A 26,213-nucleotide genomic window follows, 5' to 3' on the forward strand; every position below is an offset into this window, starting at 1 on the left:
ACTATTTCAGTAATGCGATAAAAATACAGCAAATTCCAAGCGCTAGAAAAAAGAGCTTCAAGAAAGAAATTTCACTTGCTACACTCGCTATCCCAATTGTCATTGTTAAAATTAATACGGTAGGTCCAACAAACGCCAACATACCATTTATAAACAACGCTTTCTTCGCATCATTCACATAAAGCATAAGCAAAGCAGCAAATATCTCCGCACTACCTGAAAATAATCGAAGTGCTCCCATAACAAGCACAGATGTTTCCATTGCCGCTAGCCACTGTTTCATTCTTCCACCTTCTCCCGTAACAGTTACTAACTTCGTATTCTAAAAAAGAATATATTTGTACAACCATATGCAGAGGTTGTCTATTTCAGAAGTAAAAACATAATTTTTCTCTAAAGTCTGAATTACAATCTGAATATTCATATTATTTCATGGTATATTATGGTACATTTAGTTTAAAAGGGGTATAAACCATGCAGCACGTCACTTTATTACCACTAGATTTATGCTATACAAATGTGATTTTCGAGCTATCAAATGATCTACATATAAAAAATGCATTGGGGATAACGGTAGAAAACATCGAAGATACGAAAGCATTTCTTCTTTTTGCAATAGAAGAAGAACGTCAAAAGAAATCCTTATCGAGAATGATTGTGAATGAAGAGGATGAAATAATTGGCCTCACCACACTTAAACATATTAATAATGAGAAGAAGCAATCTCACATTGGTAGTTGGCTTGGCTATCCGTACTGGGGAAAAGGCTATAACGAGGCTGCTAAAAAAGAAATCTTTAAAATAGCCTTTTTAGACTTACAACTTTCCTACGTATTTGCTGGTGCTAAAACGAATAATATCCGCTCATTAAAAGCACAAGAAAAACTACCTTATATTTCATTGCATGTGGAAAACAAGTTTCCAGACGAACACGCTGCACTAGAGAAAGAAGTAAAGTCACCTTGCTCTCTGCATGTCGTGTCACGTGAAAATTTTTTAAACTGGTTGAAATTACAGAATGAGGAGGAAAAATATGAAGGCATTGAAAGTTAGTTTAACCGTTGTAGTAGAATTAGCTCTTATTTATCTTTTTTCATTATTGGTCGGTTGGTCATTTATAGAGACCTTTTTCCTTGGTAGTTTAGCAATATTTGCAATTATGTGGTTAATTATTATGAGTAACCATAGAAATAACATTACAGATCACGCAATAAGTAAAACATTAACTGGCGTTGAGACTGGCGAAATAAAACCATTTCAAATTGTTTTGACTCCATCTATTATGGGTACTCTTTCACTTGTTTTAGTCAGTTTTATAATAACAGCTATTTACTATCTACCCTATTTCCTATAAAAAAGCACTCGTGAATTATCACGAGTGCTTTTCTACTATGCACGAGAAACGTATTTACCTTCACCAGTGTTGATGATAAGCATTTCGCCTTCGTTAATGAAGATTGGTACTTGTACAACAAGACCAGTTTCTAATGTAGCTGGTTTTGTTACGTTAGAAGCAGTATCACCTTTAATACCAGGCTCTGTTTCTGTAACTTGTAATTCAACTGTGTTTGGAAGTTCAACACCAAGTACTTCGCCTTGGTAAGTCATGATTGCTACTTCCATGTTTTCTTTTAGGAATTTAAGCTCGCGCTCGATTTGGTTTTCACCAAGTTCGATTTGCTCATAAGTTCCGTTATCCATAAATACGTGAGCCTCACCGCTTGCGTATAAGTATTGCATACGACGGTTTTCGATATGTGCTTTTTCTACTTTCTCGCCTGCACGGAATGTTTTCTCTTGAACAGAACCTGTGCGAAGGTTACGTAGTTTAGAACGAACGAATGCAGCACCTTTACCTGGCTTTACGTGTTGGAAATCAAGTACTTGCCAAAGGCCATTATCCACTGCAATTGTTAAACCTGTACGAAAATCGTTTACTGAAATCATGTAAAAAAATCCTCCTGTATGTTACAAAATAATAAGTTCTTTTGGTGATTTCGTAATTACTTCATTACCTTCACTTGTTACAATGATATCATCTTCAATACGTACGCCGCCAATACCTGGAATATAAATACCTGGTTCTACTGTTACAGCCATACCTGGTTCAAGAACTGTATCAGAACGGAACGCTAAACCTGGTGCTTCATGGATTTCAAGACCGATTCCATGGCCAGTAGAGTGTCCGAAGTATTCACCGTATCCTTTTTCCGTTATGTAATCGCGCGTTAACGCATCCGCTTCACGGCCTGTTAAACCAGCTTTAATACCGTTCACACCACGTAGTTGTGCTTCTAAAACGATATTATAAATTTCTTTCAATTTATCCGATGGTTCACCAACTGCAATCGTACGAGTAATATCAGAACAATATCCTTTATAATAAGCGCCGAAGTCTAATGTAACGAAATCTCCTGTTTCTATCACTTTTTCAGATGCCACGCCGTGCGGTAATGCCGAACGAAGACCTGAAGCAACGATAATATCAAACGAAGAAGATGTTGCTCCTTGTTTTCTCATGAAAAATTCAAGTTCATTTGACACTTCAATTTCAGATACTCCCGGGCGAATGAATGATAGAATATGCTCAAAGGCAGCATCTGCAATCTGTGCAGCTTCCTTTAATATCTTAATCTCTGAATCAGTCTTTATCAAGCGTAACTTTTCTACAAGGCCAGAAGTCGGGATAAATTCAGCATCAATCGCTTCCTTATGCACTGAATAAGAACTATATGTAAGAGTATCTTGCTCAAAACCAAGCTTTTGAATTCCAAGCTCTTTCACTTGCTTTGCCACTTCATCAATGATCAATCCTGCGTGCTGCACAATCTCATATCCAACCGCTTGTTTACTTGCCTGCTCGACATAACGGAAATCTGTAATAAATTGAGCACGATCTTTTGAAATAAGAACAACACCAGCTGTTCCTGTGAAGTTAGCCATATATCTACGACTATGTTCATTTGTTAACAAAATACCGTCAATACCAGCCTCATCAAATGCACTTCGTAATCTTTCGATTTTCTCCATTACTTTATGCCTCCCTCAATTTCTCCATTAATGCAAATAACGCTAACTTATAGCCATAAAAACCAAATCCAACAATTTGTCCCGCACAAACAGCTGCCGTCACAGATTCATGACGGAACGACTCACGCTGGTGAATGTTAGAAATATGTACTTCAATAACAGGAATCGAAATGCTCGCAATTGCATCTCGAATCGCATAGCTATAATGTGTAAATGCTCCAGGATTTAAAATGATCCCTTCATATATATCTTCCGCCTCATGAATACGATCGATAATCGCACCTTCATGATTCGATTGGAAACATTCTAACTCCACTCCCATTGTTTCTGCTTCTTGCTTCATATCAGCTTCAAGTGTCGCTAGCGTGCCCTTTCCATATACATTTACCTCACGAACACCAAGGCGATTTAGGTTAGGACCGTTTACGAGGAGTACCTTTTTCATATGCTTAAAACTCCTTATTATTAAATGTCTATACAACATTTTAACATAGGAGTTACTTATTTGAATAGTTTGTCTTCTCTTCCCCTTCTCGCTCGGCCTTATTGGTATTTACTGCGTAAGAAACAGAGTAGGCTATAAACACACCATACAATATAAAAATGCATATGGTCGTCACAATTGTTTCTTTCGGTAAATGGAGTGCACTTTTAATAGCAGGAGCCATTAAACCCATCCCCAAAAACAGTAGTGCCCACCAAAATAGCCCATAAATAATTCCCGCTATAATCCCTTCAAACTTCGCAAAAAATGCTTTATACAAAAAGGCAATCAAAATTGAAAGAAGTCCCATACACACTATTCCGGACACATTGCCCCATACACCCTCTTTCCAACTTCCAAACGCAAATGGTAAAAGGAAATAATTTGGTCCCGCCTCCGTGAATGAAAATATATGAAGGAAATACCATATTCCGCCCCAAAAGATTCCACCAAACAAACCAATCTGCACAAAATTCCTTGTTCCTAATTGTTCTTGACTCACATCAACACCTCCGCTCAATAGTATGCCCGAAACTATTTTGAAGCATGTTTAAATACTGCGAAATTTGTCTATAAAAAGAATAAGAAATGTCCGACTCTCATAACATTTTCACTTGTCATCTACTTGTATTTGCCGATAAAATAAAGGAAACTCGGTGATTGTCTTATTTCAAAACGACAGAACCCAGTATGACAATTGCCTCTTTTTCTACATAAGAGAGAAACAAATACAGGTTGGTGTTAACATGGCAGAAGAGTCAAAACAAATATATGGCGGGCAAGCGGTCATAGAAGGAGTTATGTTTGGCGGTAGAGAATATACTGTTACAGCGGTTCGTCGTAAAGATAAATCGATTGAATTTTATCGATTACCACGCGTTCGTAATAAAGTACTATCTACCCTAAAAAAAATTCCATTTTTACGAGGGATTGCCGCTATTGTGGATGCAAGTGCGAATGGAGCAAAGCATTTAAACTTCGCTTCAGAACGATTTGACGTCCACCCAGAAGATGATGAACAAATTGCAAATAAAAAAGAAGAACAATCAAAATTAACGATGGTATTAGGAGTTGCAGCTGTTGGCGTTTTATCTTTTATATTCGGTAAAGTCATTTTCACAGCAGTTCCTGCACTATTAGCTGAATTAACGAGACCGATTTTCCCATCTCATACTGGGCAAATCATTGTCGAAAGTGTCATTAAGCTCATGCTATTATTGAGCTATATATACTTTATTTCTTTAACCCCACTTATTAAGCGGGTATTTCAGTATCACGGTGCAGAGCATAAGGTAATCAATGCTTACGAGAATAACCTTCCTCTGACTGTAGAAAACGTTCAAAAGCAAACTCGTCTCCATTATAGATGCGGCAGTAGCTTTATTATATTTACAGTCATTATTGGAATGTTCGTTTATTTCCTAGTCCCTACAGACCCTCTTTGGGCACGAGTTATAAACCGAATTTTATTAATTCCAGTTGTACTTGGTATTTCTTTTGAAGTATTGCAATTTACAAATCGATTAAGAGATATTCCCGTATTACGCGTACTTGGATATCCTGGGTTATGGCTACAACTATTAACAACGAAAGAACCAACAGATGACCAAGTGGAAGTAGCAATTGCATCGTTTGAAGAATTATTACGTTTAGAGAACAAACAATAATTATTTAAAAATGGTGTTCAACTCCTTTCCTCATCGTTAATATACTAATTTTAATATACGTTTTTAGGAGGTGTCCCTTATGAACGGTCGTTCGTTTACTTTCGCTATATTTGTGCTTATTATCGGATTGGCAATATTCGGCCTTGTTTCATCTGTTATTACAAATCCCATGGGTGTATTAAGAAATATCGGGTACATGTTACTTGTTGTCGGTATCTTTTACTTGCTATACAAGATGTTTACAAATTCCAGTGGTTCTGCAAATTCGCAAAGCTCATATAAGCGTGCGGCAAAACAATCGAACCGCAAACATGGGAAACAAAATGTAGCACCCCTAGGCAATTCTTTCTTTAAGTCAAATACTTCTAATGACAAAATTAAAAAAGGGAATTCTTCCACTTTGAAACGAAAAAGAAAACAGTCTCATTTAACTGTCATTGAAGGCAAAAAAAGCAAAAAGAAAGACCGTGCTTCCTTTTAGGAAGTACGGTCTTTTTTTATACTTTGAAGCACTTCTTTTAAACTTTTCTCTTTCATACTTTCAATTCGAAGATGATGATTTTCAAATGGTAAATTCCGCGTCACATCATTGGGTACCACAATGCACGTTAATCCCGCTGCAACTGCTGCTCTCAATCCATTTAATGAATCTTCAAATACAACAGCTTCAGACGGCTTAATTCCTAATTCTTCTATTGCAACTCGATAAAGAGCTGGATCTGGTTTTACCTTCTCAACATCTTCTCTCGTTTTAATTACTTCAAAATATTCTCGAATTTGTAGTTCTTCTAAAAAATGAATAACCCATTCTCTAGACGAACTAGAAGCTAGTGCGATTTTTAATCCCATTTCTTTCGCTTCTTCTAAATATTCTTTTACCCCGTCACGAGCTTTTGGTATTTTCATTTTCTCTTTATGTAAAGTTGCCACTTTTTCTTTTAATGCACTTTTGTTAAAATTCTCTTTTAATTGATCATTTAAATATGCATAAAGTACCTCATCTGTTGTTCCAATGCATTTCACAAATTCCTCTAAAGGTAGTTCCCCGCCGTATTCACGAACAGCATCTCTGAAAGAGTGAAACCATATCGTTTCTGTGTCCACAATTAATCCATCAAAATCAAAAATAATTGCTTTCATAATTCTCCCATCCTTTTCGAATTGAAATAAAAAAGGAAACGCCATACGTTCCCCTTAATTACTTTTCTCTTCATTTGCTCTTTGAACACCGCGAAGTGTTTCCACTCGGACTGCATCTTGTTCAAAGTATTGCACTAAATCACCAATGCGATCAATCGCTTCCCAACTTAAATGATGTTCAATTCCTTCTACATCATTGTAAATTTTACCTTCATCCACACCGATAATACGCATAAATTGCTCTAGCAAATCATGACGATATACGAGACGTTCTCCGATTTTTTTACCTTTTGTTGTTAATACAAGCCCTCTATATTTTTCATAAATTAGATATTCATCTTTGTCTAATTTTTGCACCATTTTTGTTACAGAGGATGGATGTACACTAAGCGCTTCAGCAATATCAGATACGCGGGCATAACCCTTTTCATCAATCAACAAATAAATTTGTTCAATATAATCTTCCATACTAGGGGTAGGCATCGGTTTCCTCCATCCAAGTTCATTTTGCTTATTCCGTACGAAGCAATCAATAAAATGATACACCAGAAAGAATAACGTGACAAGGTGGAAACGAGCCTAAATATATAAAACAAAAAAGAATCTGTATTTGCATACAGACTCCCCTTAAGTAAAATATTGTATTTCGGCATTAGGGAAAAACTCATTTATATAACCTCTTATCGTTTCTTCCAATACTGTTGCATCATCCTTTTTATATACATATTTTCCGATACCATATCGGCCCCATTTATACTTTCGCTTCTCTTCATCCATTTCAAGCTTCGTATTTGGATAACGCTCTTGAATAACCTTTTTCGCTGGTTTCGTAAAACGATGCTGAATTAATTCAAACGTTAAATTTGGTATCGTCATATCTTTCAGCGCATTGTACAGTCGCTCAAATAGTTCACGATATCCTTCTTCCCATCCTTCATGCATATAAAGTGGCGCGACTATAAAACCAAGTGGATAACCTGCACCTGCTACTTTACGCGCCGCCTCTATTCGCTCCTCAAACGGCGATGTCCCTGGTTCAAAATTTTTAATTACATATCGTGAATTTATACTAAACCTGAAACGAGTTTTCCCATTATGTTTTGCATCTAATAAATGATCAACGTGCGAATATTTCGTTACGAAACGTAAGCGCCCATGTTCACTTTCTCCAATGAATTCAATCGCCCGCTTTAATGCATGTGTTAAATGGTCAATCCCAACAATGTCTGATGTACACGCTGCTTCAAATCTTGTTATTTCAGGTGCCCTTTCATCCATATATTGCTTTGCCTTCTCAAATATTTCATCAAGATTGACATACACACGAACGTAAGGCTTACTCCCAAGTGTCGTTTGCAAATAGCAATAATGACAATGTCCCATACACCCTGTTGCGAGCGGAATTGCATATTCAGCTGACGGTTTTGACGTATCAAACTTTAGCGTCTTCCTTACTCCAACAACAAGTGTAGCCTTTGCATTACGATACTTTTGCAAATCATTTTCTCCTGGCAAATTTCTAATTTGATTATGTGATGTCGTTTCACGAATTTCTAATCCCATCTTCGTAAACTTCTCATAAAGCTCTTTTCCAAGTGGATATTCAAGTGCCTTCGGTTCAAAGTAAACGAGTTTTGGCATAAATGGTTTCATACGCTTCCCTCCTCTTGTTAGTATGAGGAACGCGGAAAAATTAAAACACATTAAAGTTTTCCACTTCAGTAACTCGCATTGCAAGTTACTGGATGTTATAATTTGGATAACAGCTACCTTGCAACGCAAGTTACCTGAGTAAAAGGTGGTGAAATCATGCACAGCCAAATGTTAAAAGGTGTACTAGAAGGTTGCATCCTATACATCATTTCACAAGAAGAAGTGTACGGATATGAACTGAGCACAAAATTAAATAAACATGGCTTTACATTCGTAAGCGAAGGAAGCATCTACCCTTTATTATTACGTATGCAAAAAGAAAAATTGATCGAAGGAACATTAAAAGCTTCCTCACTCGGTCCAAAGCGAAAATATTATCACGTAACCGATAAAGGGTTAGAACAACTTGAAGAATTTAAACAAAGTTGGGGAATGGTTTCTACTACGGTAAATAACTTATTACAGGGGGAGTGATAGGGATGAATGCACAAGACATGATTGAATTGAATAATAAAAAACGTGAGTTTCTAACTTCCGAAAACGAAGCTGCTTATGGCGATATGTTAGTATATCTTCGAATATCAAACGTACCTGAGCAACAAATGGAGGAACTGTTACTAGAAATATTAGATCACCTCATCGAAGCACAAACAGAAAATAAAAGCGCTTATGACATTTTCGGTAGTGATTTACAATCTTATTGCGATGAACTTATAGCTTTACCAGCCCAAACAAAATTAGAAAAAACTTCTTTAATCGGTTTTGTTGTTAGCTTACTTCTTGCTATACAGTTTGGCATAAATGCAATTATTTCATTTTTTATGTTTCTCTTTGAAAAAAACAATACATTATCAAGTCCGCCTTTTAGCATCCTTGGAACTACTTTGTCTGTTTCAATAATTATACTAGGTATACTATTTATTTTATATTTATTAAAGCGTTACTCATTTAATCAGAAAATGAATTGGAAAAGAAGAATTCTATTTGGATTCGCATTTGCTACTCCATTTTGTTCCGCTGTATTCTTAAATATTTATTTCCAAAAGCAACCTTATCTCATTTATCATCTAAACTTTTGGCAAAATGCTTTAATTGCTATCTTATTTTTTATTTTATATAAATTACTATATAAAAAATCAAATTTTTAACAGCCCTTCAAAAGGCTGTTTTTTCTTCTGTCTAATTTTACAAATTGAAAAATTTCATAAAGAAAATAAGAAAAATGCAAAATAATTAAAGTTAATTGTTGACGTGATGCTTTTATTATCGGTATCATAAATCTTCGTGAGCAATTATTTTTCGTTATACGATTTTTTTATTATTACTGAATTTTTGAGAGGAGAAATTAGATGTCAGTTAAGAAGAAAACGCAAGTACGCACCGGCAAAATGGTACGTGAACTAATGTTAGCAGACGAAGATGTAAATGCTTCGCTAATTATGGTATATAGTGAAAACGGTGTAAACGCAGAAATTAAAATCGAGGGCTTGACGCCGAAATGTAACGAAGAATTATTTTTGAGCGGAAACGTGGATTGGAACAAGAGTGTTATTTATAAAATTGTTGATTTCACTGGAAACGCTGAAGTTGGTAAAGTTACATTAACAGCGATGAACAAAAACAATGTTTCTCTAGAAATTGAACGCGTTATGTGGAGTAAAGAAAATAAAGAAGCTGCCGAGCAAGAAGAAACACGGGTAGAAGCAGCACCGAAAAAAGAAGTAGTTGTAGAAGCTCCAAAAGCAATTACACCTGCTCCTAAGCCTGTTACGCGGGTGGAAACACCTGCTCCTAAGCCTACTCCGGTACCGACACCGAAGCCAGTAAGCGTAGAAGCAGCTGTAGAACTAGCAACTCCAGCGCCTGTGAAAAAAGCAGTCCCTACTCCAGTTACAAAGCAAGAGACAGCACCGGTTGCTCCTGCAAAACCGAAGCAGCCTGCTTTGACTGAAACAAATTCAAAACTACAAGAAAATTATGTTAAACTCGTGAAAAAGACAATTGAAGTTTGTCAAGATTACGAGCTTGGCATCGACATAGATGATTCTATTGAAAACTTAAAAGAAGAACTACAAAACCAAGGTATTAGCGTTACATTTGACAAAGAAATTATGGACGTTGTAAGTCGCCTTCGTTCTTTACAAGATAAAGGAATCAAAGTAGAAAAAGTACTTAATTTACTATAAAAAATAAGAGATGGCAATTGCCATCTCTTATTTTTTATAGTTCCACTCATTACTTTCATACTTTTCTTTCGCTAACGTTTGAACTTCATGTAACTGTTCTTCTGTTAATTCATATGGAACAAGTTCTATATCTAATCCTTCTTCAAAGCCAACTTCAAACGCTTTAATTAACTGTTCTATCGTAAATGTACGGTCTGTTAATTCATTAATTGCTACTGCTTTAGAAGAGAACATACTCTTCATACGTTCCTTCACACGTTCATTTGGGAATAAAAATAGATCATATAGTTCATCTAAATCAATTTCTAATGGAATCGATCCATGCTGTAAAATAACACCTTTTTGACGTGTTTGAGCACTACCAGCAATTTTTCGTCCTTCCACTACAATTTCATACCAAGATGGTGCATCAAAACATACGCCTGAACGTGGATTTTTTAAATTTTCACGATCTGCTTCTGTTTTTGGAACTGCATAATAGGCTTCTAACCCTAATGCCTTAAAACCATCTAATAAACCTTGCGAAATAACACGATACGCTTCTGTAACTGTTTTCGGCATGTTCGGATGATCTTCAGACACAATAACACTATACGTTAACTCTTTGTCATGTAGTACCCCCCTGCCGCCTGTTTGACGACGAACGAATCCATATTTCTTTTCGTTAACTACATCCATATTAATATCTTTTTCAACACGTTGAAAATATCCAACTGTTAATGTTGGTACTTCCCATTCATAAAAACGAATTGTTGGTGGCATTTTCTTGTCACTTTGCCAATTTAACAAACATTCATCTAACGCCATATTAAATGCCGGTGAACATTGACCAGAGTTAATATAACACCATTTTTCTTTTCCCATCCTGCACCTCATATAACCAATTATTTTTCACATTCTCTAGTCTACCAAATTCGACAAAATTTGTGAAAGAATACGAAATTTCTTCTTATATGCAAATGAATCTGTTGCATAAATACATATGGGCATTATAATATTGAAAGTAGGATAAGAAAAAAGGGAGCGATAGAATCGTGTCAACAACTTGGATTATTTTATTAGCCGTAATCGTAGCATTTATCGGCTACACTGTATGGATGTACTTCTATCAGAAAAAATTAATTAAAACTCTTACAGAAGAAGAATTTCGCGCTGGCTACCGTAAAGCACAGCTTATCGATATTCGTGAAGCAGACGAATATAACGCAGGGCATATTTTAGGTGCACGTAACATTCCGTTATCACAAATTCGCCTTCGCCATAAAGAACTTCGTCAAGATCAACCTGTTTACTTATATTGCCAAAGCGGATTCCGTACAGGTCGTGCAGCGCAATACTTAAAAAAACAAGGCTACAAAGATTTCTACCAATTACAAGGTGGATTTAAATCTTGGACAGGCAAAATTAAAAAGAAATAATAACATACAAAAAACTAGCTGAATAAATCAGCTAGTTTTTTCATTTCATCTTATTCACAATGTATAATAAACTCTGCTTGATTACCTTTTCATCGTTCTCTTCTACATTCCGATATAGCAGGCGATATTCAATGCCTTTCTCTTTCCACGTTATTCTCACACATTTTGACAACACTTTTTGCAAACAAAAAAGACCCCTATTATTCTTACGCCCAAGTGAAAAGGTTACGCGAATAAAAAGAAGTCTTATTAATACCATAGTTTGTGAAAAGCTTTTCAGGTCAAGATTTTTTCTTTCTTATTATTTTCCCTTTATAATAAGGGAAAGAGGTGATACATATGGCCAATATAAAACAAATTGCTAAAACTGCTGGTGTATCGATATCAACTGTTTCTCGTGTCCTGAATAATCACCCTTACGTAAAAGAAGAAAAGCGTAAGCGTGTTCTAGATGCTGTTGAAGAATTAAACTACGCAAAAAATATAAATGCTGTCCATTTAATAAAAGGGAAAACATATACAATTGGCGTTATGCTTCCTTTCATTAACCTCCCCTACTTCAGTACGATTATTGAAGGAATCGGAAACGAAGCGTTATTAGCTGGGTATCATATTAATTTATGTCAAACGAATTACGATAGCATTGAAGAAATTCGTGTTCTTGAAATGATGAAAATGAAACAATTTGATGGGATGATTATTTGCTCCCGAACGAGCTCTTGGGAACAAATCGAACCTTTTGCAAAATTTGCCCCTATTATTTCATGTGAAAAAATGAAGCATCCCCTCATTTCATCCATCTACGTAGATCATTATGAAGGTTTCCGTCTCGGTACTGCCTATTTACTAAGTAGAGGCCATGAAAAAATCGGAATTTGTTTAGCAAGAAAAACAAGTGTAAATTCCATGGAGCGCGAAAAAGCATTCGCCGATACACTTCGTAACGAAGGGAAAACGTTGCATCCTGAATGGATTTTCCACCAATGCTATACAATGCAGGATGGTGCACAAGTACTCCATCGTATTGTAAACATGAAAAATCGTCCAACTGCTATTTTTACAGCGAACGATCAAGTTGCAGCTGGTTTATTAACAGAGGCTCGAAAACATGGCATTCGAGTACCTGAAGACCTTGCTATCCTTGGATTTGATAATCATGAAATTTCAAAGGCATTAGAAATTTCCACAATTGAACATCCCGGTCTCGCAATGGGCTCACATGCTTTTTCTTTATTCCATAAGCAGATCCAAAGCGAGCAAATTGTCGGCAGTGCAAAAGAGCTTTCATTCCATTTAATTGAGCGAGAGACTGTCTAAAAAGAGCGTTACCTATAACGCTCTTTTTCAGCTTTTCACCTATTGACTTTATATTTTCCATCTCATATAATGAACCTAACGAACGGTAGGTAGGGGATGAAAATGACAGCAAACCGCATTAAAGCTGTAGCACTTTCTCATTTCGCACGCTACGGCTACGAAGGAACTTCATTAGCAAATATTGCTCAAGAAGTTGGGATTAAAAAGCCATCGATTTACGCACACTTTAAAGGAAAAGAAGAGCTATATTTTATATGCTTAGAATCCGCTCTTCAAAAAGATTTACAAAGCTTCACTGACGATATCGAAAAATTTTCAAATTCGTCTACTGAAGAATTGCTCTTACAATTACTAAAGGGCTACGCAAAACGATTTGGTGAAAGTGAAGAATCAATGTTTTGGTTACGAACTTCTTATTTTCCGCCTGATGCATTTCGCGAACAAATTATCGAAAAAGCGAATGCGCACATTGAAAACGTCGGAAAACTTTTATTCCCTATATTTAAACAGGCAAACGAGCAAAGTGAACTGCATAACATTGAAGTGAAAGACGCTCTAGAAGCTTTTCTATGCTTACTGGACGGACTTATGGTTGAACTACTATTCGCAGGTTTAAATCGCTTTGAGACTCGTTTAAACGCCTCTTGGCAAGTATTTTGGCGAGGCCTTTCAAACTGACGGATTGCTCCTTTGCAATGCGTCGTTTTTAAGCCCTTTACCTAACGACTGGTAGGAAGGAGAAATGACAAATGGCATGGATTTATGTAATCTTAGCTGGTATTATTGAAATCTTTTGGGTGATTGGATTAAAACACGCGGAAGCACCACTTCAATGGGCTGGTGTTGCTCTATTAATTACAATTAGTTTCGTCTTATTATTTAGAGCTTATAAAGATTTACCTGTCGGCACTGTATACGCAGTCTTTACAGGTATTGGAGCTGGTGGAATCGTTCTTACTGAGATTTTCGTTTTCGGAGAACCTTTCTCTATCGTAAAAGTTTTATTAATCGGTTTAATCTTCTTCGGAGTAATTGGTTTAAAACGAGTAACAGAAGAAAAAGAAGCGAAGGAGGCCGCATAAAATGGCTTGGGTATTTTTAATTCTAGCTGGTATTTGTGAAATTATTGGTGTACTCTTTATGAAAGTAGCCACTGAAAAGAAAGGCTGGGCACCAAAAGTTATCTTAATCGCTAACTTCGGCGTAAGCTTCTTCTTCTTATCCCTTGCGATGAACACATTACCGATGGGAACTGCTTACGCGATTTGGACTGGAATCGGAACTGCCGGAAGTGCACTTCTAGGCATTCTCATTTTCCGAGAATCAGCGGATTGGCGTCGTCTTGCTTTCTTAAGCTGCATTCTATGCGGCGCTGTTGGCTTAAAACTATTAAGCTAACGTGAGGTGAATGTCATGTGGAAAGAAAAAGGAAAGAAAATATTAGCATGGATCACACTTGGTATCGTCATTCTATTACAAATAAGTTTTCATATAATAGAATCATTGTTTCATAAAGTATTATCCATTCTCACATTCCTTCCTAACATGACACTTGAAATTATATCGATTGTTTGGTCCATTATCGCCTCCATTGCAATCGTCATTATATGGAGTATCGCCAAACTATGGAATAAGTTATTAAAAAAGGACAGTACTTCTGAAAAAGAATAACTGTCCTTTTTTATATTCATTCAGACTTTCTGTAGAAGTTAGATGTGATAAGACAAAACAGACCAATTATAACAATACTTATACCAATTGCTTTATGCAAATTAGGAAACGGTGATGGTATGTCTGAATAAAAATTTGCTAATATGAGACCGATTGAAACGAAAAGTACCCCTATTCTATATAACCATTTTCTTTTGTCCATCATTCTCCCCTCCTAAAATTTTTCATACACTCCTTTCTTTTGGACATACTACCTAAAAAAGGAGTGAATAATATGCAAAATTCTATACATAAGCAAATCCTATTTTTATTTTTCCTCTTTCTTATTCTCGTTATCGTTTTCAGCTTTATATTACATACTCCGAAAGATGTGCCAAATAGCGTTTCTTTTTATAAACTACTGCTCTCGTATTGTCGTTATTGAAGAAGGTGCCTTTTATAGGGCACCTTTTAAAATTCTCTTTTTTCATATATTTTTACTGAAACAAAGATAGATGCTATGAACATGCACATTGAACTAATGAATAACAAGCTGTTGTATAGTTGAATTTGTTCTAAGTTAATTTGAAACAAAGCTTCTAAAACAACTATCGGTGCCATGAATATTACTATCGTAATGAAAATGGTTTTCTTATACCCTAGCCAAAAGGATATTGGTAAAACAAAACTTAAATACAATAAAATAAAGCTAATACTAGCAACCATTGTCGTTTCAATAAATTCAAATAAGTTAACCCCGCTCTTCATTCCCATCGTGAAACAACCGACCGTTACACTTATAAAAAGAATAATAATTGCTACTATATATTTCGCATACACAATTTGTTTTCTCAATATTGGTAAACTATTTACTATAACTTCACTCTCATTTTTACTATCTGCTTCAAATGTTTTTACTGTTGCCCCAATTGTAATAATTACTGACATAATGATGAACAAATTTTCCGTATCTGTTAAGGCCATATAAAAGAAAACAGGATACAATATGTACCAAATTAAAAATTTCCATTGAATGATGAAATCTTTTAAAATTAGTGGCTTGATCATGTATTACCCCTCCTAATATGAAAATGTCCCTTCTATAACTCTGCCTCCTGAAACATTTTCATTGAGAGAAACATTGATATGACTATACTTACTAACACTCCGATACCAAGAACACCCATTGCTTGTGTAGCCTCTTGAGAGTGAAGTACTTTTAACATAATTGTTTTATCACCAAAAATATTGCACATAAGACCAATCATACCCATTAAAGGAAAAAGCATAATCAAATTCAAGACAGTAATAGCTTTATATCCCCCAATGTAATTAGTCGGTATCGTTACTGCACAATAAATCAAAGTTGCTACTATTGCTGAAAATATTGCATATCCAGGCATAACTATATCTCTGTTCAATAAAATATTTCCTAATATTACGACTATAAAAGTTACACTCAAACCAGCCATAATAAATAATGTACTTGAAATATATTTAGCTATAATTATCTCTTTTCTCGTTATAGGCAAACTCACTAATACTTTTTCTGCCTTACTTTTCTCGTCATAATAAAAAGAAATATATATAATCGTACTACATGTTATAAATAATCCTATTGCAATCCCCATTGGTTCGACGGAATTCTTAAAAATAGATAAAATGGGTATTAAAAAATAGAAAGGAAACATCTTCTTCTGTAAGAAAAACTCCTTCAAAATCAACTGTTGCATATGAACTCTCCTCTCTATAAATCACACGTTTCATAAATTTTAATTGTAAGAAACATAGAAGCGATATAGACACTAGCTAATATCATTCCTCCAACTATAAATACACCAATATGTACTGGATTCATAATCCACTCACTGAATGAAGATGTTGTTTCATTCAGTCCATCACTAATAAATATCCAAAGAATTACACCCACTCCTATTGATGCTGCTGATACTATACTTCTTACTACCTTCGATTTTGTACCATAATAACTAGGAAAAAACGTGACAACAAAAAATGTGGCATAAACAGCTCCATTTATGACTTCATACCATGGAATTTCAATGTATAGATTAGTATGATATACACCGATATCACTAATAATCACAATACCTCTTATAAGAAAAACAACTAACATCGTAGAGATCATGCCACCTACAATGAATATTGCACAGGAAATATATCTAGCAATTATGATTTCCTTTCGACTTACCGGTAAACTATTTATAACAATGTCACTTTTATTTCTTTCATCCATAACGGTTAACGTCATAACCGATGAAAAGGTTATAAATAGACAACTCATTGGAAATAACAATTCACCACTTGCATCTAACATAAAGAACAAAAGGGGCATAACAAAATTCACTAACCACATAACCCGAAAAAAGAACAAATCTTTATATACGAGCTGACGCATAGGCACCTCTCCCTTTCGCAGTGTAAACGATGATATCGTCTAATGTAGGCTTTTCTATTACAACCTCATTTCCAAACCAATCGATAATTGCTTGTTTATCCTTCGCTAAACCTTCAAAACCAAATTTATTTTTTCGTAATCCAACAAATAGTTCTTTTCCTTCTTGATCTAATAAATCATTGCTTCCCTTTACGATTACGTAGTTCTCCATTAATTCATCTTTTTCACCAGTAAATATAATCTCTCCATCATTGATGAACGTAATATAATCTGCAATGCGCTCTAAGTCTGTTGTAATGTGTGTTGAGAATAATACAGATACTTCATCTTCCATTACAATTTCTTGCAACATATCAAGTAATTCACTTCGGACAACTGGATCTAATCCTGCTGTCGGTTCATCCATAATAATGAATTCAGCATGATGTGAAAGCGCGATTGCAATCGCAAACTTCATTTTCATCCCTTTAGATAGCTCTTTAATTTTTTTATACTTTGGAACTTGTAATCTGTGCATATACGATTGGTATTGATTTTCGTCCCACTTTTTATATAACGGTGCAATAATACGCTTCATTTGTTCACACGTTAAATCTTCGTAATAATGATTTTCATCATATACAAAGCCGATATTTTGTTTTATGTCCTTTCCGGCTTTCTTATTGTCTTTGCCAAAAATTTTTATATAGCCGCTATCTTTTCTAATTAAATTCATAATCATTTTGATCGTCGTACTTTTTCCGGCCCCATTCGGTCCGACAAACCCCATAATATATCCGCGTGGCAGTGTAAAACTTATATTTTCCACTGCGAAATCTTCATAACTTTTACAAACGTTTTTTAGCTCTAACACCCTTTATTCCCCCTCATATAAACACGCAATCATCTGCTGTAAATCTTCAAGTGAAAGCTGCAACGCTTTACTTTCATTTACAACCTCTTCCGCTTTACTTTCCAATAGACGAAGCCTTTGTTCTTTTAGTAGTTCATTATTTTTACGTGAAACATAAGTCCCCTTCCCAGCAACAGTTTCTATATATCCTTCTTTTTCAAGCTCCTCGTACGCACGCTTCGTTGTAATTACACTAATTTGTAATTCCTTCGCTAAGCTACGAATAGACGGTAATTGGTCTCCACCCTTTAAACCACCATTTAAAATAAGCTGGCTTAATTGTTTTCTTATTTGTACATAAATAGGGTCTTGGGAAGAATTCGAAATAATAATATTCATGTTTTCCTCCAGTGTGTATATACTGTATATACCTTATATATACAGTATATACACACCATCCTATTTTTGGCAAGAAAAAAAGACCAACATTGCCCTGTTGGTCTTTCGTATATGTATCACTTTTCAAAGCGATCTAACATCTCGTCTCTCATTCCGAAACTTACTACTGCAATTCCTATATACATAAACAGAAGGAATGCCGGATGAACCGTGTTGTACCAGCTGCTGTCAACGATTAAGTAAACCGTTAATGCCACAACAAGAACAAACGCTAAGATAAACATATAAAAGTGTCTTGTACTACCCATGATAAACTCCTCTCTTCTCACTTCACCATTCAACAGTTTATTTTATCGAATAATTCGATATGACTCAAGGTTAACTTTCTGTTATGTAATCAAGTTCCACCTTTACAATATCCTCACATGCTATTGAAATGATTGTTCCTTGTTTATCAATCGCCGTCACTTCTCTATTATCCATTACACGATTTGCTACTCTTTCTAACACTTTTCCTTGGTCTCGATAGCAAAATTCTTTTACATCTTTAATTGTTTCTCCATTTTCTAAATGGTATACCATTCTATAACATCGATATCCCACACTTTCACCCCCGTCTTGCTCGTTTTTTCACATATACATAAAAATGAGTAATCTTTGCCTCATCACACCTTCTTAATTTCAATAAAATTCTAACAAAAATAAATACTTTTATCAAACCGACTTTTTCAACAAAACTACCTATAAAACTACATCTTTACACCATTAGGAAAGAAAAAATATAATTTTTCAACATTTTCTTCACTATTTCTGCATAAAGTGAAACTTTAATCAGTGGGAATTTTTGTTCATCCCCACTGATTATTAGTTGAACCAATCGGGCATTTACGGACAGTTTATCTCCCACCTGACTTCTTTGCACCAGCTAAGTTTTGAGTTGGGAGTTTACTGTCCGTTAATGCGGGACAAATTCTCCATACAAAAAAAGAACTCGCATATAGCGAGTTCTTCCTTTGTTATTCTAATCAAACTTGTACAGGAGCTGGCTTTTCATAACGTAAAACTGGTTTACGTGCAGCCATCGTTTCGTCTAAACGTTTAATGACTGTCGTATGCGGTGCTTCTTGTACAACTTCTGGATTTTCTTCTACTTCTTTAGCGATTTGAATCATCTTATCAATGAAACCATCTAATGTTTCTTTTGATTCTGTTTCTGTCGGCTCAATCATAATACATTCTTCCACATTTAATGGGAAGTAAATTGTTGGTGGATGGTAACCGAAATCAAGCAGACGTTTTGCAATATCTAATGTACGTACACCAAGTTTCTTTTGACGACGACCTGATAATACAAATTCATGCTTACAATGTCTATCGAATGGAAGATCGTAGAATGGTGCTAATCTTCTCATCATATAGTTCGCATTTAATACAGCATACTCAGTTACTGCACGCAAGCCATCTGGACCCATAGAGCGAATATACGTGTATGCACGAACGTTAATTCCGAAGTTACCATAGAATGGTTTCACACGACCAATTGCTTCTGGGCGGTCGTAGTTGAAGTGATAACCATTTTCCGTTTTCTCTAAAATCGGTTTTGGTAAGTACGGAATTAAATCAGCTTTCACACCTACTGGACCAGAACCTGGGCCACCACCGCCGTGAGGACCTGTAAATGTTTTATGAAGGTTTAAATGCACAACGTCAAATCCCATATCTCCTGGGCGTGCTTGGCTTAATACCGCATTTAAGTTTGCACCATCATAGTATAATTTACCGCCTGCATTATGGACGATTTCTGCCATTTCTAAAATATTTTCTTCGAATAGACCTAATGTATTAGGATTTGTTAACATAAGTGCTGCTGTTTCTTCGTTTACAACACGTTTTAAATCTTCTAAGTCAACAAGACCATGTTCATTTGATTTTACTGTAATTGTTTCAAAACCAGCTACAGTTGCAGATGCTGGATTCGTTCCGTGAGCAGAGTCAGGAACAATTACTTTCGTACGGTTAAAATCACCATTTGCTTCATGGTATGCACGAATTAACATTAACCCTGTCCATTCTCCGTGTGCACCAGCTGCTGGTTGTAATGTAACCGTATCCATACCTGTAATTTCAATTAAATGCTCTTGTAAGTCGTACATTAATTCCATTGCACCTTGTACTGTCTTTTCATCTTGCAGTGGATGAATATTTGCAAATCCTGCGAAACGAGCTACATTCTCATTAATTTTCGGATTATATTTCATCGTACAAGATCCAAGTGGATAGAATCCAGAATCAACACCGTGGTTACGGTTTGAAAGTGCTGTATAATGGCGCATAATATCAAGTTCAGATACTTCTGGTAGCTCCGCATCTTCTACTCGAATATAATCGCTCTCAAATACATCTTCTAGTTTCACTTCTTCTACATCTAATTTTGGTAGGCTATATCCTATGCGTCCTTCTTTACTCACTTCAAAGATAAGTGCTTGGTCTTGGTTCTTCATTGGATAGCCCCCATTTCGTTTACAAGTGTGTCAATTTCCTCTTTTGTTCGAAGCTCAGTTACTGCTACAAGCATATGGTTTTCATGCTCTTTATAATCACGGCCTAGGTCGTAACCGCCGATAATATTCTTTTGTAATAATGCATCGTTTACTTCTTTCACTGGACGTTTGCAATCTACAACAAACTCATTGAAGAATGGTCCAGAAAATGTTACTGTGAAGCCTTTCGCTTCAAATTGACGTTTGGCATATTGTGCTTTAGAAATGTTTTGACGTGCCATTTCCTTCACACCTTGTTTGCCAAGTGCCGTCATTGCAACAGAAGCTGCTAATGCATTTAACGCTTGGTTTGAACAAATGTTAGATGTCGCTTTATCACGACGAATATGCTGTTCACGTGCTTGTAACGTTAATACAAATCCACGTTTACCATCTGAATCTACAGTTTGTCCAACAAGACGTCCTGGAATTTTACGCATAAATGCTTTCGTTGTTGCAAAGTAACCACAGTGCGGTCCACCAAACTGCGTTGGAATACCGAATGGTTGTGCATCACCGATTACAATATCAGCACCAAATTTCCCTGGTGGTGTTAATGCGCCTAATGATAATGGATTTGAAGAAACGATAAATAATGATTTTTGTTGATGAACGATTTTTTCAATATCAGCTAATTTTTCAACTTGTCCGAAGAAGTTTGGATATTGAACGATTACACAAGCAACTGTATCATCTACTTCACTTTGTAATACGTCTAAATCTGTTACACCATCTTTATGATTAATTTCAACAACTTCAAGATTTTGACCTTTTGCATACGTTTCAAGTACTGCTCTTGATTCTGGATGAACCGCACTAGATACAAGAATTTTCTTTTTGCGAGTATGGCCAGCTGCTAACATTGCCGCTTCAGCTAAAGCTGTCCCCCCGTCATACATAGAAGAGTTTGCTACATCCATTCCTGTTAATTCACAAATCATTGTTTGGAATTCAAAGATTGCTTGTAATTCCCCTTGTGAAATTTCTGGTTGGTATGGTGTGTAAGCTGTATAAAATTCTGAGCGAGAAATAACATGATCTACAATTACTGGAGCGTAATGATCGTATACGCCTGCTCCTAAGAAAGAAGCGTATTCTTTTAAGTTAGCATTTTTACTAGCCATTTGAGATAGCTCTTTTAAAAGCTCTGGCTCTGATTTTGCTTCTTTAATTTTTAAATCCCCTTTAAAACGAACACTCTCTGGAATATCAGAGAATAATTCATCGATCGTTTGAACACCGATCGTTTGTAACATTTCTTTTTTGTCTTCTTCTGTCATTGGAAGATAACGATGCAACATGAAATCTACCCCTCTCCCCGTTACTTTGAACGTTTGTAAAATGGTGTTGGAACAACTACTGCTTTGACGCGTTTATTACGAATTTCAATTTCTACTTCTGTATCAACTGTTGCGTATTTTACATCAATTAGTGCTAAACCAATGCTTTTCTTTAACGTTGGAGATTGTGTACCACTCGTTACTTCCCCAATTTTTTCTTCACCAATAAATACAGGGTAATGCGTACGAGGAATTCCACGTTCGATTACTTCGATGCCGACTAATTTACGAGGCGCACCGTTTTCTTTTTGCTCTTTTAACGTTGCTTTTCCAAAGAAGTCTGCTTCTTTATTTGTTTTTACCGCAAAGCCAATTCCAGCCTCAATCGGTGTAATATCTTTTGATAATTCTTGTCCATAAAGTGGTAATGTTGCTTCGAATCGAAGTGTATCACGAGCACCTAAACCACATGCTTTTAAGCCCTCTTCTGCTCCAACTTCAAGAAGTTTCTCCCAAAGTTTTGCAGCATCTTCACTCTTACAATAAATTTCGAATCCATCTTCACCTGTGTAACCTGTACGAGATACAAGTGTTGGAATTCCATCTACAAGAATATCGTTTTTAAATTTAAAGAACTTAATTTCTTTCAAATCTTCTGACACAACTTTTTGTAAAATGCCTTCTGCTTTTGGTCCTTGAATTGCAAGCTGTGCAACTTCACTAGAAACATTGACTACTGTCGCATCGCCAATTACATGACTTGCTAACCATTCGTAATCTTTCTCGATATTTGATGCATTGATTACTAATAAATAGTCTTCTTCACCACGTTTGTAGATTAATAAATCATCTACTGTACCACCATTTTCGTAGCACATAGCTGTATATTGTGCGCCCCCTACCTTTAAGGTAGATACGTCATTTGTAACAACACGTTGTAAAAATGCTAAACTATCTACACCTTTTACCTCAACTTCTCCCATATGAGACACATCGAACAAACCCGCAGCTGTACGTACAGCTTCGTGTTCTTCTTTAATGCTTGAAAATTGAACTGGTAATTCCCAACCACCGAAGTCGATTGTTTTCCCACCATACTTCGCGTATACATCAAATAACGGTGTACGTTGTAATGTAATCATGCTCTCTCCCCCTTATGCTTTGACAAATCAATAAAAGTTGCTTCCCTTTTCTAAACATTTTCATTCTGAAAAGATAGGATATACGGAATCTCATTATATTTTTTTATGAAAGCGTAAATAAAAAATCACTTTCTTGGATAAAATACGAAAGATTCCACACATTTCACACCATTATCCTAACATCATTCGCTATATTTCATCAATATTCTAGCATAAAAAATAATTTAGAATTTTTTATGTTAAAACACAATAAATACAGCTTTTGAGATTTAATACTTTATTATTGTCTATCATATAGCCTTTAATAACGATAATTATGCCTTCTTTTAAGGCAAATCATCATACATTAAAAAATAATTACTTTAGTTTATAAAAGGTGGGAGAGTTGTAATGAATGTCGATATTTCCGTAGATCGGACATGGCAAAACAATTTTTTAAATAGAATTGACGAAGATGGTCCTTGGACAAACTGGGATTTATATCACTTAGCTTATGAAACAGAAAAATCGTTACTTGTTCCTACTTTTGATGGACTACAAGCACCGAAACATTTATCCCATTTCACACCGCTTCCGCATCAATTAGAAGTCGCTCAAAATGTGATTGAACAAATGAACGGTAAAGCGATTCTAGCAGATGAAGTAGGCCTTGGAAAAACAATCGAAGCTGGACTTATTTTGAAAGAATACATGGTCCGCGGGCTTGTGAAAAAGGTACTTATACTTGTCCCAGCTTCTCTCGTATCACAATGGGCATACGAACTGAATACAAAGTTTTTCATTCCCGCTGTAGCACAAAAGAAAAGCTACTCATGGGAACAAGCTGACGTAATCGTATCATCAATTGATACTGCGAAACGTTCACCACATCGCGATATCGTGTTGAACTTGGAATATGACCTTATTATTATCGATGAAGCACATAAACTGAAAAACAATAAAACAAAAAACTATGAATTTGCACAACGATTAAAAAAGAAGTTTTGTTTATTACTAACCGCTACTCCTGTTCAAAATAAGATTGATGAAATTTTTAACCTTGTTTCTTTATTAAAACCAGGACATTTAGGCAATCAATCCAACTTTGAAGAATATTACGCTTCCAAAAATCGCTCAGCCGAATCAGATGAAGACTTAAAAGCTCTCATTAATAAAGTAATGGTGCGAAATAGACGACATAATACCGGTATCGATTGGCCGAAGAGACATGTACGTACAATTTTTGTTGAGTTTAATGAACAAGAACAAGCTCTATATAATGATATCGAAAATTGGCGAGGACAAGACGCCTTCACATCTGCTTTCTCATCGTTAACTTTAAAACGGGAAGCGTGTAGTAGTCGGGAAGCTGTTTACTATTCATTGAAAAAGCATGTAGAAAAAAGACAGAAAGAAAATGAACATTATATAAAAGATCCACATATCGATGTGCTAATGGACAAAATTAATCATATTCCTTTCAACTCAAAAGCAAATAAAGCTCTTGAGCTTATAAAAGAAATTGACGATAAAGTCGTTATCTTCACAGAATATCGAGCGTCACAAATGTACTTACAATGGTTTTTACAACAACACGGTATTTCTTCCGTTCCATTCCGCGGCGGGTTTAAACGCGGGAAGAAAGATTGGATGAAGGAGCTTTTCCAAAACCACGCACAAGTATTAATTGCAACTGAAGCTGGTGGTGAAGGGATTAACTTACAGTTTTGTAGCCATATGATCAATTATGATTTGCCATGGAATCCAATGCGTCTTGAGCAAAGAATCGGACGTATTCACCGTCTTGGACAAAAAAATGATGTTCATATTTATAACTTAGCTACAAAGCATACTGTTGAAGAACATATTCTGAAACTGTTATATGAAAAAATCAACTTATTCGAGCGTGTTATCGGTGAACTCGATGAAATTTTAACAAGAATTAATATGAAAAACATCGACGCGCACATTCAAGAAATTTTCGCGCAATCAAAAAGCGAAGGTGAAATTAGAATTAAGATGGAAAACTTAACATCTATTATCGACTTTGCGAAACGAAATGAAGCTGAGGTGCAAGGCTATGCAGCAACATGAAATTCATAATTACTTATACAATTTCTTTGAGGCGAATAACTGTGAAATTTTAGAACGTTCTCCTCATTTATTAGATGTACAGTTAACAATTGAGATGGATAAATTATTAATGAATCGCCCTTTTTATTGGCACTATCTTGAGAAAACAGGAGGCGTACCGAATCCAATGCGCCTTACTCTTATTACAAATCCAGAAAATGAAGAAAATGATGGTGAGCTTATTCACTACGGTTCACCACGTCTACATCAAATTTTCCAAACGACAAAAGAATTAGGCTCATACATACGTTTATATGAGGATGTAAGACATAATGGGGCAACACATACACCGCTCCACCCTTGGCTCGGTATTAATATAAAAGTTTCCTATCAATGTGATCGAAAAAAAGACATCCTTCACTCGATTGGTATTCATCTCATTTCTGGAACAATGATGGCAAACTTTCATGAAACATTAACAAACATTAAACTTACACCAAAAATACCTGATTTTTGTTTTACGCTCTCGCCCATCATTAAACCTCAAAGTGGTTTACAACGCATAGAAGACGCTTTAAAAAATATAATTGCAGAAGATGACCATACGTGGGCAAAAGAAGCAAGAGTGCGTTGGAATCATGATTTAGACCTTTTAAACCGTTTTTATGAAGAAAGTGACGAACTTCCTGAGAGCTATGAAATTGAAAAACAAGCTCTGCAAGAACAGTATGAACCACGTATTACAGTGCAAATTATTAACGGTGGACTCTTTTATGTTACCGCGAATCATTTTCTATCAAAATAAAGCTCCTTCTGCTTTAGAAGGAGCTTTATTTCGAGTTATTCTCTATCCTCATTACGCTCTTGTTGTTTTTGCTTTGCCATGCGTTTTTGATACGCACGATCCTTCGCGCTCACATGATTTGCATCAGTTGGAAGATTTTCTTTCGAACGTCCAATTCCATTGCTCATCTTTCCCACTCCTTTTTACGTTTTTCAGAATACAT

Annotated in this window: 36 protein-coding genes and 1 pseudogene; 15 read left to right on the forward strand and 22 right to left on the reverse strand. The window is 35.7% G+C overall.

Annotation, left to right across the window (positions count from 1 at the left end):
• Window position 1 precedes the first annotated feature (1 nt).
• Window positions 2-283, reverse strand: a complete 282-nt coding sequence (locus F3I02_RS12755) for a YqhV family protein (protein ID WP_000816050.1) — start codon at window positions 281-283, stop codon at window positions 2-4.
• Between the two features lie 191 nt (window positions 284-474).
• Between F3I02_RS12755 and F3I02_RS12760 the strand changes: the two genes are divergently transcribed.
• On the forward strand, window positions 475-1,053 hold the full coding sequence (locus tag F3I02_RS12760) for a GNAT family N-acetyltransferase (protein ID WP_001164982.1): 579 nt from the start codon (window positions 475-477) through the stop codon (window positions 1,051-1,053).
• Complete coding sequence (locus F3I02_RS12765) at window positions 1,034-1,354, forward strand: hypothetical protein (RefSeq protein WP_000645695.1); 321 nt, start codon at window positions 1,034-1,036, stop codon at window positions 1,352-1,354. Before F3I02_RS12760 ends, F3I02_RS12765 begins: the two co-directional genes overlap by 20 nt.
• Window positions 1,355-1,389: 35 nt before the next feature.
• Here the strand turns inward: F3I02_RS12765 and efp are convergent, their stop codons facing one another.
• The 4 genes from efp to F3I02_RS12785 are packed head-to-tail and all read right to left on the reverse strand — an operon-like array spanning window position 1,390 to window position 4,016.
• Window positions 1,390-1,947 carry an elongation factor P gene (efp, locus tag F3I02_RS12770; protein ID WP_000626510.1) on the reverse strand — a complete coding sequence of 186 codons (558 nt, stop codon included), beginning with the start codon at window positions 1,945-1,947 and terminating at the stop codon, window positions 1,390-1,392.
• A 21-nt stretch (window positions 1,948-1,968) separates the two neighbouring features.
• The gene (gene pepQ, locus F3I02_RS12775; protein WP_000411038.1) at window positions 1,969-3,030 is read right to left on the reverse strand and encodes a Xaa-Pro dipeptidase; all 1,062 of its coding nucleotides are present in this window, start codon (window positions 3,028-3,030) and stop codon (window positions 1,969-1,971) included.
• Between the two features lie 4 nt (window positions 3,031-3,034).
• Window positions 3,035-3,475 carry a type II 3-dehydroquinate dehydratase gene (gene aroQ / locus F3I02_RS12780; protein ID WP_000757087.1) on the reverse strand — a complete coding sequence of 147 codons (441 nt, stop codon included), beginning with the start codon at window positions 3,473-3,475 and terminating at the stop codon, window positions 3,035-3,037.
• 52 nt (window positions 3,476-3,527) lie between these two features.
• A complete protein-coding gene (locus F3I02_RS12785; protein ID WP_000076884.1) occupies window positions 3,528-4,016 on the reverse strand; it encodes a YqhR family membrane protein in 489 nt (162 codons plus the stop codon).
• 244 nt (window positions 4,017-4,260) lie between these two features.
• On the opposite strand from F3I02_RS12785, the gene F3I02_RS12790 reads away from it, so the two are divergent.
• Window positions 4,261-5,181, forward strand: coding sequence for a DUF1385 domain-containing protein (locus tag F3I02_RS12790; protein ID WP_000807121.1), 921 nt, complete (start codon window positions 4,261-4,263; stop codon window positions 5,179-5,181).
• A 79-nt stretch (window positions 5,182-5,260) separates the two neighbouring features.
• Window positions 5,261-5,662, forward strand: coding sequence for an SA1362 family protein (locus F3I02_RS12795; RefSeq protein ID WP_001014460.1), 402 nt, complete (start codon window positions 5,261-5,263; stop codon window positions 5,660-5,662).
• Here F3I02_RS12795 and F3I02_RS12800 read toward each other — a convergent pair.
• The 3 genes from F3I02_RS12800 to splB all read right to left on the reverse strand — a co-directional run bounded on the left by F3I02_RS12800 (window position 5,659) and on the right by splB (window position 7,974).
• Window positions 5,659-6,321, reverse strand: coding sequence for an HAD family hydrolase (locus tag F3I02_RS12800; RefSeq protein WP_196478039.1), 663 nt, complete (start codon window positions 6,319-6,321; stop codon window positions 5,659-5,661). The two genes, F3I02_RS12795 and F3I02_RS12800, sit on opposite strands and share 4 nt — an antisense overlap.
• A 54-nt stretch (window positions 6,322-6,375) precedes the next feature.
• Window positions 6,376-6,804: a transcriptional regulator MntR gene (gene mntR, locus F3I02_RS12805; protein WP_001143082.1), complete on the reverse strand. Its 429-nt coding sequence runs from the start codon at window positions 6,802-6,804 to the stop codon at window positions 6,376-6,378.
• A gap of 144 nt (window positions 6,805-6,948) precedes the next feature.
• Window positions 6,949-7,974, reverse strand: coding sequence for a spore photoproduct lyase (gene splB, locus F3I02_RS12810; protein ID WP_000802101.1), 1,026 nt, complete (start codon window positions 7,972-7,974; stop codon window positions 6,949-6,951).
• Window positions 7,975-8,130: 156 nt separating this feature from the next.
• Between splB and F3I02_RS12815 the strand changes: the two genes are divergently transcribed.
• From F3I02_RS12815 to F3I02_RS12825, 3 genes are all read left to right on the forward strand, one after another.
• Entirely contained in the window at window positions 8,131-8,448 is a 318-nt protein-coding gene (locus F3I02_RS12815) for a PadR family transcriptional regulator (protein ID WP_000556083.1), read from the forward strand.
• A 5-nt stretch (window positions 8,449-8,453) separates the two neighbouring features.
• Window positions 8,454-9,122 carry a DUF1129 family protein gene (locus F3I02_RS12820; RefSeq protein ID WP_196478040.1) on the forward strand — a complete coding sequence of 223 codons (669 nt, stop codon included), beginning with the start codon at window positions 8,454-8,456 and terminating at the stop codon, window positions 9,120-9,122.
• A 201-nt stretch (window positions 9,123-9,323) separates the two neighbouring features.
• Window positions 9,324-10,160, forward strand: coding sequence for a hypothetical protein (locus F3I02_RS12825; RefSeq protein WP_196478041.1), 837 nt, complete (start codon window positions 9,324-9,326; stop codon window positions 10,158-10,160).
• A 27-nt stretch (window positions 10,161-10,187) separates the two neighbouring features.
• Here F3I02_RS12825 and F3I02_RS12830 read toward each other — a convergent pair whose 3' ends face one another.
• Window positions 10,188-11,024 carry a lipoate--protein ligase family protein gene (locus tag F3I02_RS12830; protein ID WP_000514065.1) on the reverse strand — a complete coding sequence of 279 codons (837 nt, stop codon included), beginning with the start codon at window positions 11,022-11,024 and terminating at the stop codon, window positions 10,188-10,190.
• 170 nt (window positions 11,025-11,194) lie between these two features.
• Between F3I02_RS12830 and F3I02_RS12835 the strand changes: the two genes are divergently transcribed.
• On the forward strand, window positions 11,195-11,578 hold the full coding sequence (locus F3I02_RS12835) for a rhodanese-like domain-containing protein (protein ID WP_000108653.1): 384 nt from the start codon (window positions 11,195-11,197) through the stop codon (window positions 11,576-11,578).
• A gap of 40 nt (window positions 11,579-11,618) precedes the next feature.
• Here the strand turns inward: F3I02_RS12835 and F3I02_RS12840 are convergent.
• Window positions 11,619-11,732, reverse strand: a pseudogene (locus tag F3I02_RS12840) (DNA polymerase III subunit delta); the annotation flags it as partial.
• A gap of 185 nt (window positions 11,733-11,917) precedes the next feature.
• Between F3I02_RS12840 and F3I02_RS12845 the strand changes: the two are divergent.
• From F3I02_RS12845 to F3I02_RS12865, 5 genes are all read left to right on the forward strand, one after another.
• The gene (locus F3I02_RS12845; RefSeq protein WP_001273977.1) at window positions 11,918-12,895 is read left to right on the forward strand and encodes a LacI family DNA-binding transcriptional regulator; all 978 of its coding nucleotides are present in this window, start codon (window positions 11,918-11,920) and stop codon (window positions 12,893-12,895) included.
• Window positions 12,896-12,991: 96 nt separating this feature from the next.
• A complete protein-coding gene (locus F3I02_RS12850; protein WP_002181118.1) occupies window positions 12,992-13,573 on the forward strand; it encodes a TetR/AcrR family transcriptional regulator in 582 nt (193 codons plus the stop codon).
• A gap of 71 nt (window positions 13,574-13,644) precedes the next feature.
• Entirely contained in the window at window positions 13,645-13,977 is a 333-nt protein-coding gene (locus F3I02_RS12855; protein WP_000312354.1) for a DMT family transporter, read from the forward strand.
• Window position 13,978: 1 nt separating this feature from the next.
• Window positions 13,979-14,293 carry a DMT family transporter gene (locus F3I02_RS12860; RefSeq protein ID WP_000312623.1) on the forward strand — a complete coding sequence of 105 codons (315 nt, stop codon included), beginning with the start codon at window positions 13,979-13,981 and terminating at the stop codon, window positions 14,291-14,293.
• Window positions 14,294-14,308: 15 nt separating this feature from the next.
• The gene (locus F3I02_RS12865) at window positions 14,309-14,566 is read left to right on the forward strand and encodes a DUF3975 family protein (RefSeq protein WP_000265370.1); all 258 of its coding nucleotides are present in this window, start codon (window positions 14,309-14,311) and stop codon (window positions 14,564-14,566) included.
• Window positions 14,567-14,582: 16 nt separating this feature from the next.
• Here F3I02_RS12865 and F3I02_RS12870 read toward each other — a convergent pair whose 3' ends face one another.
• From F3I02_RS12870 to gcvT, 11 genes are all read right to left on the reverse strand, one after another.
• Window positions 14,583-14,771, reverse strand: coding sequence for a hypothetical protein (locus tag F3I02_RS12870; RefSeq protein ID WP_002181117.1), 189 nt, complete (start codon window positions 14,769-14,771; stop codon window positions 14,583-14,585).
• A gap of 245 nt (window positions 14,772-15,016) precedes the next feature.
• Window positions 15,017-15,610, reverse strand: a complete 594-nt coding sequence (locus F3I02_RS12875; RefSeq protein ID WP_074593489.1) for an ABC-2 transporter permease — start codon at window positions 15,608-15,610, stop codon at window positions 15,017-15,019.
• A 35-nt stretch (window positions 15,611-15,645) separates the two neighbouring features.
• The gene (locus tag F3I02_RS12880) at window positions 15,646-16,278 is read right to left on the reverse strand and encodes an ABC-2 transporter permease (protein ID WP_001186559.1); all 633 of its coding nucleotides are present in this window, start codon (window positions 16,276-16,278) and stop codon (window positions 15,646-15,648) included.
• Between the two features lie 14 nt (window positions 16,279-16,292).
• On the reverse strand, window positions 16,293-16,961 hold the full coding sequence (locus tag F3I02_RS12885) for an ABC-2 transporter permease (protein ID WP_001249561.1): 669 nt from the start codon (window positions 16,959-16,961) through the stop codon (window positions 16,293-16,295).
• Window positions 16,942-17,814, reverse strand: a complete 873-nt coding sequence (locus tag F3I02_RS12890) for an ABC transporter ATP-binding protein (protein ID WP_000891284.1) — start codon at window positions 17,812-17,814, stop codon at window positions 16,942-16,944. Before F3I02_RS12890 ends, F3I02_RS12885 begins: the two co-directional genes overlap by 20 nt.
• Before the next feature lie 3 nt (window positions 17,815-17,817).
• The gene (locus F3I02_RS12895) at window positions 17,818-18,192 is read right to left on the reverse strand and encodes a GntR family transcriptional regulator (protein WP_001021358.1); all 375 of its coding nucleotides are present in this window, start codon (window positions 18,190-18,192) and stop codon (window positions 17,818-17,820) included.
• Between the two features lie 116 nt (window positions 18,193-18,308).
• A complete protein-coding gene (locus F3I02_RS12900; RefSeq protein ID WP_000535936.1) occupies window positions 18,309-18,500 on the reverse strand; it encodes a hypothetical protein in 192 nt (63 codons plus the stop codon).
• Between the two features lie 70 nt (window positions 18,501-18,570).
• Window positions 18,571-18,774 (reverse strand): DUF3929 family protein, encoded by a 204-nt coding sequence (locus tag F3I02_RS12905; protein WP_000262496.1) that lies wholly within the window; start codon window positions 18,772-18,774, stop codon window positions 18,571-18,573.
• A 443-nt stretch (window positions 18,775-19,217) separates the two neighbouring features.
• Window positions 19,218-20,693, reverse strand: coding sequence for an aminomethyl-transferring glycine dehydrogenase subunit 2 (gcvPB, locus tag F3I02_RS12910; RefSeq protein WP_000795690.1), 1,476 nt, complete (start codon window positions 20,691-20,693; stop codon window positions 19,218-19,220).
• Entirely contained in the window at window positions 20,690-22,033 is a 1,344-nt protein-coding gene (gcvPA, locus tag F3I02_RS12915; RefSeq protein ID WP_000903242.1) for an aminomethyl-transferring glycine dehydrogenase subunit 1, read from the reverse strand. The genes gcvPB and gcvPA overlap by 4 nt, the downstream gene beginning before the upstream one ends.
• 20 nt (window positions 22,034-22,053) lie before the next feature.
• Complete coding sequence (gene gcvT / locus F3I02_RS12920) at window positions 22,054-23,154, reverse strand: glycine cleavage system aminomethyltransferase GcvT (RefSeq protein ID WP_046945814.1); 1,101 nt, start codon at window positions 23,152-23,154, stop codon at window positions 22,054-22,056.
• Window positions 23,155-23,544: 390 nt separating this feature from the next.
• Here gcvT and F3I02_RS12925 point away from each other — a divergent pair, with 390 nt between their 5' ends.
• Both F3I02_RS12925 and F3I02_RS12930 read left to right on the forward strand, forming a co-directional pair.
• Window positions 23,545-25,227, forward strand: a complete 1,683-nt coding sequence (locus tag F3I02_RS12925; protein ID WP_001100037.1) for a DEAD/DEAH box helicase — start codon at window positions 23,545-23,547, stop codon at window positions 25,225-25,227.
• Window positions 25,214-26,011 (forward strand): YqhG family protein, encoded by a 798-nt coding sequence (locus F3I02_RS12930; protein ID WP_001183964.1) that lies wholly within the window; start codon window positions 25,214-25,216, stop codon window positions 26,009-26,011. The genes F3I02_RS12925 and F3I02_RS12930 overlap by 14 nt, the downstream gene beginning before the upstream one ends.
• A 35-nt stretch (window positions 26,012-26,046) precedes the next feature.
• Here F3I02_RS12930 and F3I02_RS34410 read toward each other — a convergent pair whose 3' ends face one another.
• A complete protein-coding gene (locus F3I02_RS34410; protein WP_000064668.1) occupies window positions 26,047-26,178 on the reverse strand; it encodes a hypothetical protein in 132 nt (43 codons plus the stop codon).
• Window positions 26,179-26,213 lie beyond the last annotated feature (35 nt).

Source organism: Bacillus sp. SRB3LM (assembly GCF_015712745.1).
GTDB classification, from domain to species: domain Bacteria; phylum Bacillota; class Bacilli; order Bacillales; family Bacillaceae_G; genus Bacillus_A; species Bacillus_A thuringiensis_K.

Bases quoted from the DNA above. Each gene is read 5' to 3' on its own strand.
- F3I02_RS12850 (WP_002181118.1), top strand. From the start codon at position 12,992: ATGAAAATGACAGCAAACCGCATTAAAGCTGTAGCACTTTCTCATTTC.
- F3I02_RS12900 (WP_000535936.1), bottom strand. From the start codon at position 18,500: ATGGGTAGTACAAGACACTTTTATATGTTTATCTTAGCGTTTGTTCTT.
- F3I02_RS12765 (WP_000645695.1), top strand. From the start codon at position 1,034: ATGAAGGCATTGAAAGTTAGTTTAACCGTTGTAGTAGAATTAGCTCTT.
- aroQ (WP_000757087.1), bottom strand. From the start codon at position 3,475: ATGAAAAAGGTACTCCTCGTAAACGGTCCTAACCTAAATCGCCTTGGT.
- F3I02_RS12795 (WP_001014460.1), top strand. From the start codon at position 5,261: ATGAACGGTCGTTCGTTTACTTTCGCTATATTTGTGCTTATTATCGGA.
- F3I02_RS12825 (WP_196478041.1), top strand. From the start codon at position 9,324: ATGTCAGTTAAGAAGAAAACGCAAGTACGCACCGGCAAAATGGTACGT.
- F3I02_RS12830 (WP_000514065.1), bottom strand. From the start codon at position 11,024: ATGGGAAAAGAAAAATGGTGTTATATTAACTCTGGTCAATGTTCACCG.
- F3I02_RS12870 (WP_002181117.1), bottom strand. From the start codon at position 14,771: ATGATGGACAAAAGAAAATGGTTATATAGAATAGGGGTACTTTTCGTT.
- gcvT (WP_046945814.1), bottom strand. From the start codon at position 23,154: ATGATTACATTACAACGTACACCGTTATTTGATGTATACGCGAAGTAT.
- F3I02_RS12815 (WP_000556083.1), top strand. From the start codon at position 8,131: ATGCACAGCCAAATGTTAAAAGGTGTACTAGAAGGTTGCATCCTATAC.
- F3I02_RS12905 (WP_000262496.1), bottom strand. From the start codon at position 18,774: ATGGTATACCATTTAGAAAATGGAGAAACAATTAAAGATGTAAAAGAA.
- F3I02_RS12800 (WP_196478039.1), bottom strand. From the start codon at position 6,321: ATGAAAGCAATTATTTTTGATTTTGATGGATTAATTGTGGACACAGAA.
- F3I02_RS12845 (WP_001273977.1), top strand. From the start codon at position 11,918: ATGGCCAATATAAAACAAATTGCTAAAACTGCTGGTGTATCGATATCA.
- F3I02_RS12885 (WP_001249561.1), bottom strand. From the start codon at position 16,961: ATGCGTCAGCTCGTATATAAAGATTTGTTCTTTTTTCGGGTTATGTGG.
- F3I02_RS34410 (WP_000064668.1), bottom strand. From the start codon at position 26,178: ATGAGCAATGGAATTGGACGTTCGAAAGAAAATCTTCCAACTGATGCA.
- F3I02_RS12790 (WP_000807121.1), top strand. From the start codon at position 4,261: ATGGCAGAAGAGTCAAAACAAATATATGGCGGGCAAGCGGTCATAGAA.
- efp (WP_000626510.1), bottom strand. From the start codon at position 1,947: ATGATTTCAGTAAACGATTTTCGTACAGGTTTAACAATTGCAGTGGAT.
- F3I02_RS12930 (WP_001183964.1), top strand. From the start codon at position 25,214: ATGCAGCAACATGAAATTCATAATTACTTATACAATTTCTTTGAGGCG.
- F3I02_RS12860 (WP_000312623.1), top strand. From the start codon at position 13,979: ATGGCTTGGGTATTTTTAATTCTAGCTGGTATTTGTGAAATTATTGGT.
- splB (WP_000802101.1), bottom strand. From the start codon at position 7,974: ATGAAACCATTTATGCCAAAACTCGTTTACTTTGAACCGAAGGCACTT.
- F3I02_RS12895 (WP_001021358.1), bottom strand. From the start codon at position 18,192: ATGAATATTATTATTTCGAATTCTTCCCAAGACCCTATTTATGTACAA.
- mntR (WP_001143082.1), bottom strand. From the start codon at position 6,804: ATGCCTACCCCTAGTATGGAAGATTATATTGAACAAATTTATTTGTTG.
- F3I02_RS12855 (WP_000312354.1), top strand. From the start codon at position 13,645: ATGGCATGGATTTATGTAATCTTAGCTGGTATTATTGAAATCTTTTGG.
- F3I02_RS12755 (WP_000816050.1), bottom strand. From the start codon at position 283: ATGAAACAGTGGCTAGCGGCAATGGAAACATCTGTGCTTGTTATGGGA.
- gcvPA (WP_000903242.1), bottom strand. From the start codon at position 22,033: ATGTTGCATCGTTATCTTCCAATGACAGAAGAAGACAAAAAAGAAATG.
- pepQ (WP_000411038.1), bottom strand. From the start codon at position 3,030: ATGGAGAAAATCGAAAGATTACGAAGTGCATTTGATGAGGCTGGTATT.
- F3I02_RS12760 (WP_001164982.1), top strand. From the start codon at position 475: ATGCAGCACGTCACTTTATTACCACTAGATTTATGCTATACAAATGTG.
- F3I02_RS12925 (WP_001100037.1), top strand. From the start codon at position 23,545: ATGAATGTCGATATTTCCGTAGATCGGACATGGCAAAACAATTTTTTA.
- F3I02_RS12880 (WP_001186559.1), bottom strand. From the start codon at position 16,278: ATGCAACAGTTGATTTTGAAGGAGTTTTTCTTACAGAAGAAGATGTTT.
- F3I02_RS12820 (WP_196478040.1), top strand. From the start codon at position 8,454: ATGAATGCACAAGACATGATTGAATTGAATAATAAAAAACGTGAGTTT.
- F3I02_RS12865 (WP_000265370.1), top strand. From the start codon at position 14,309: ATGTGGAAAGAAAAAGGAAAGAAAATATTAGCATGGATCACACTTGGT.
- gcvPB (WP_000795690.1), bottom strand. From the start codon at position 20,693: ATGAAGAACCAAGACCAAGCACTTATCTTTGAAGTGAGTAAAGAAGGA.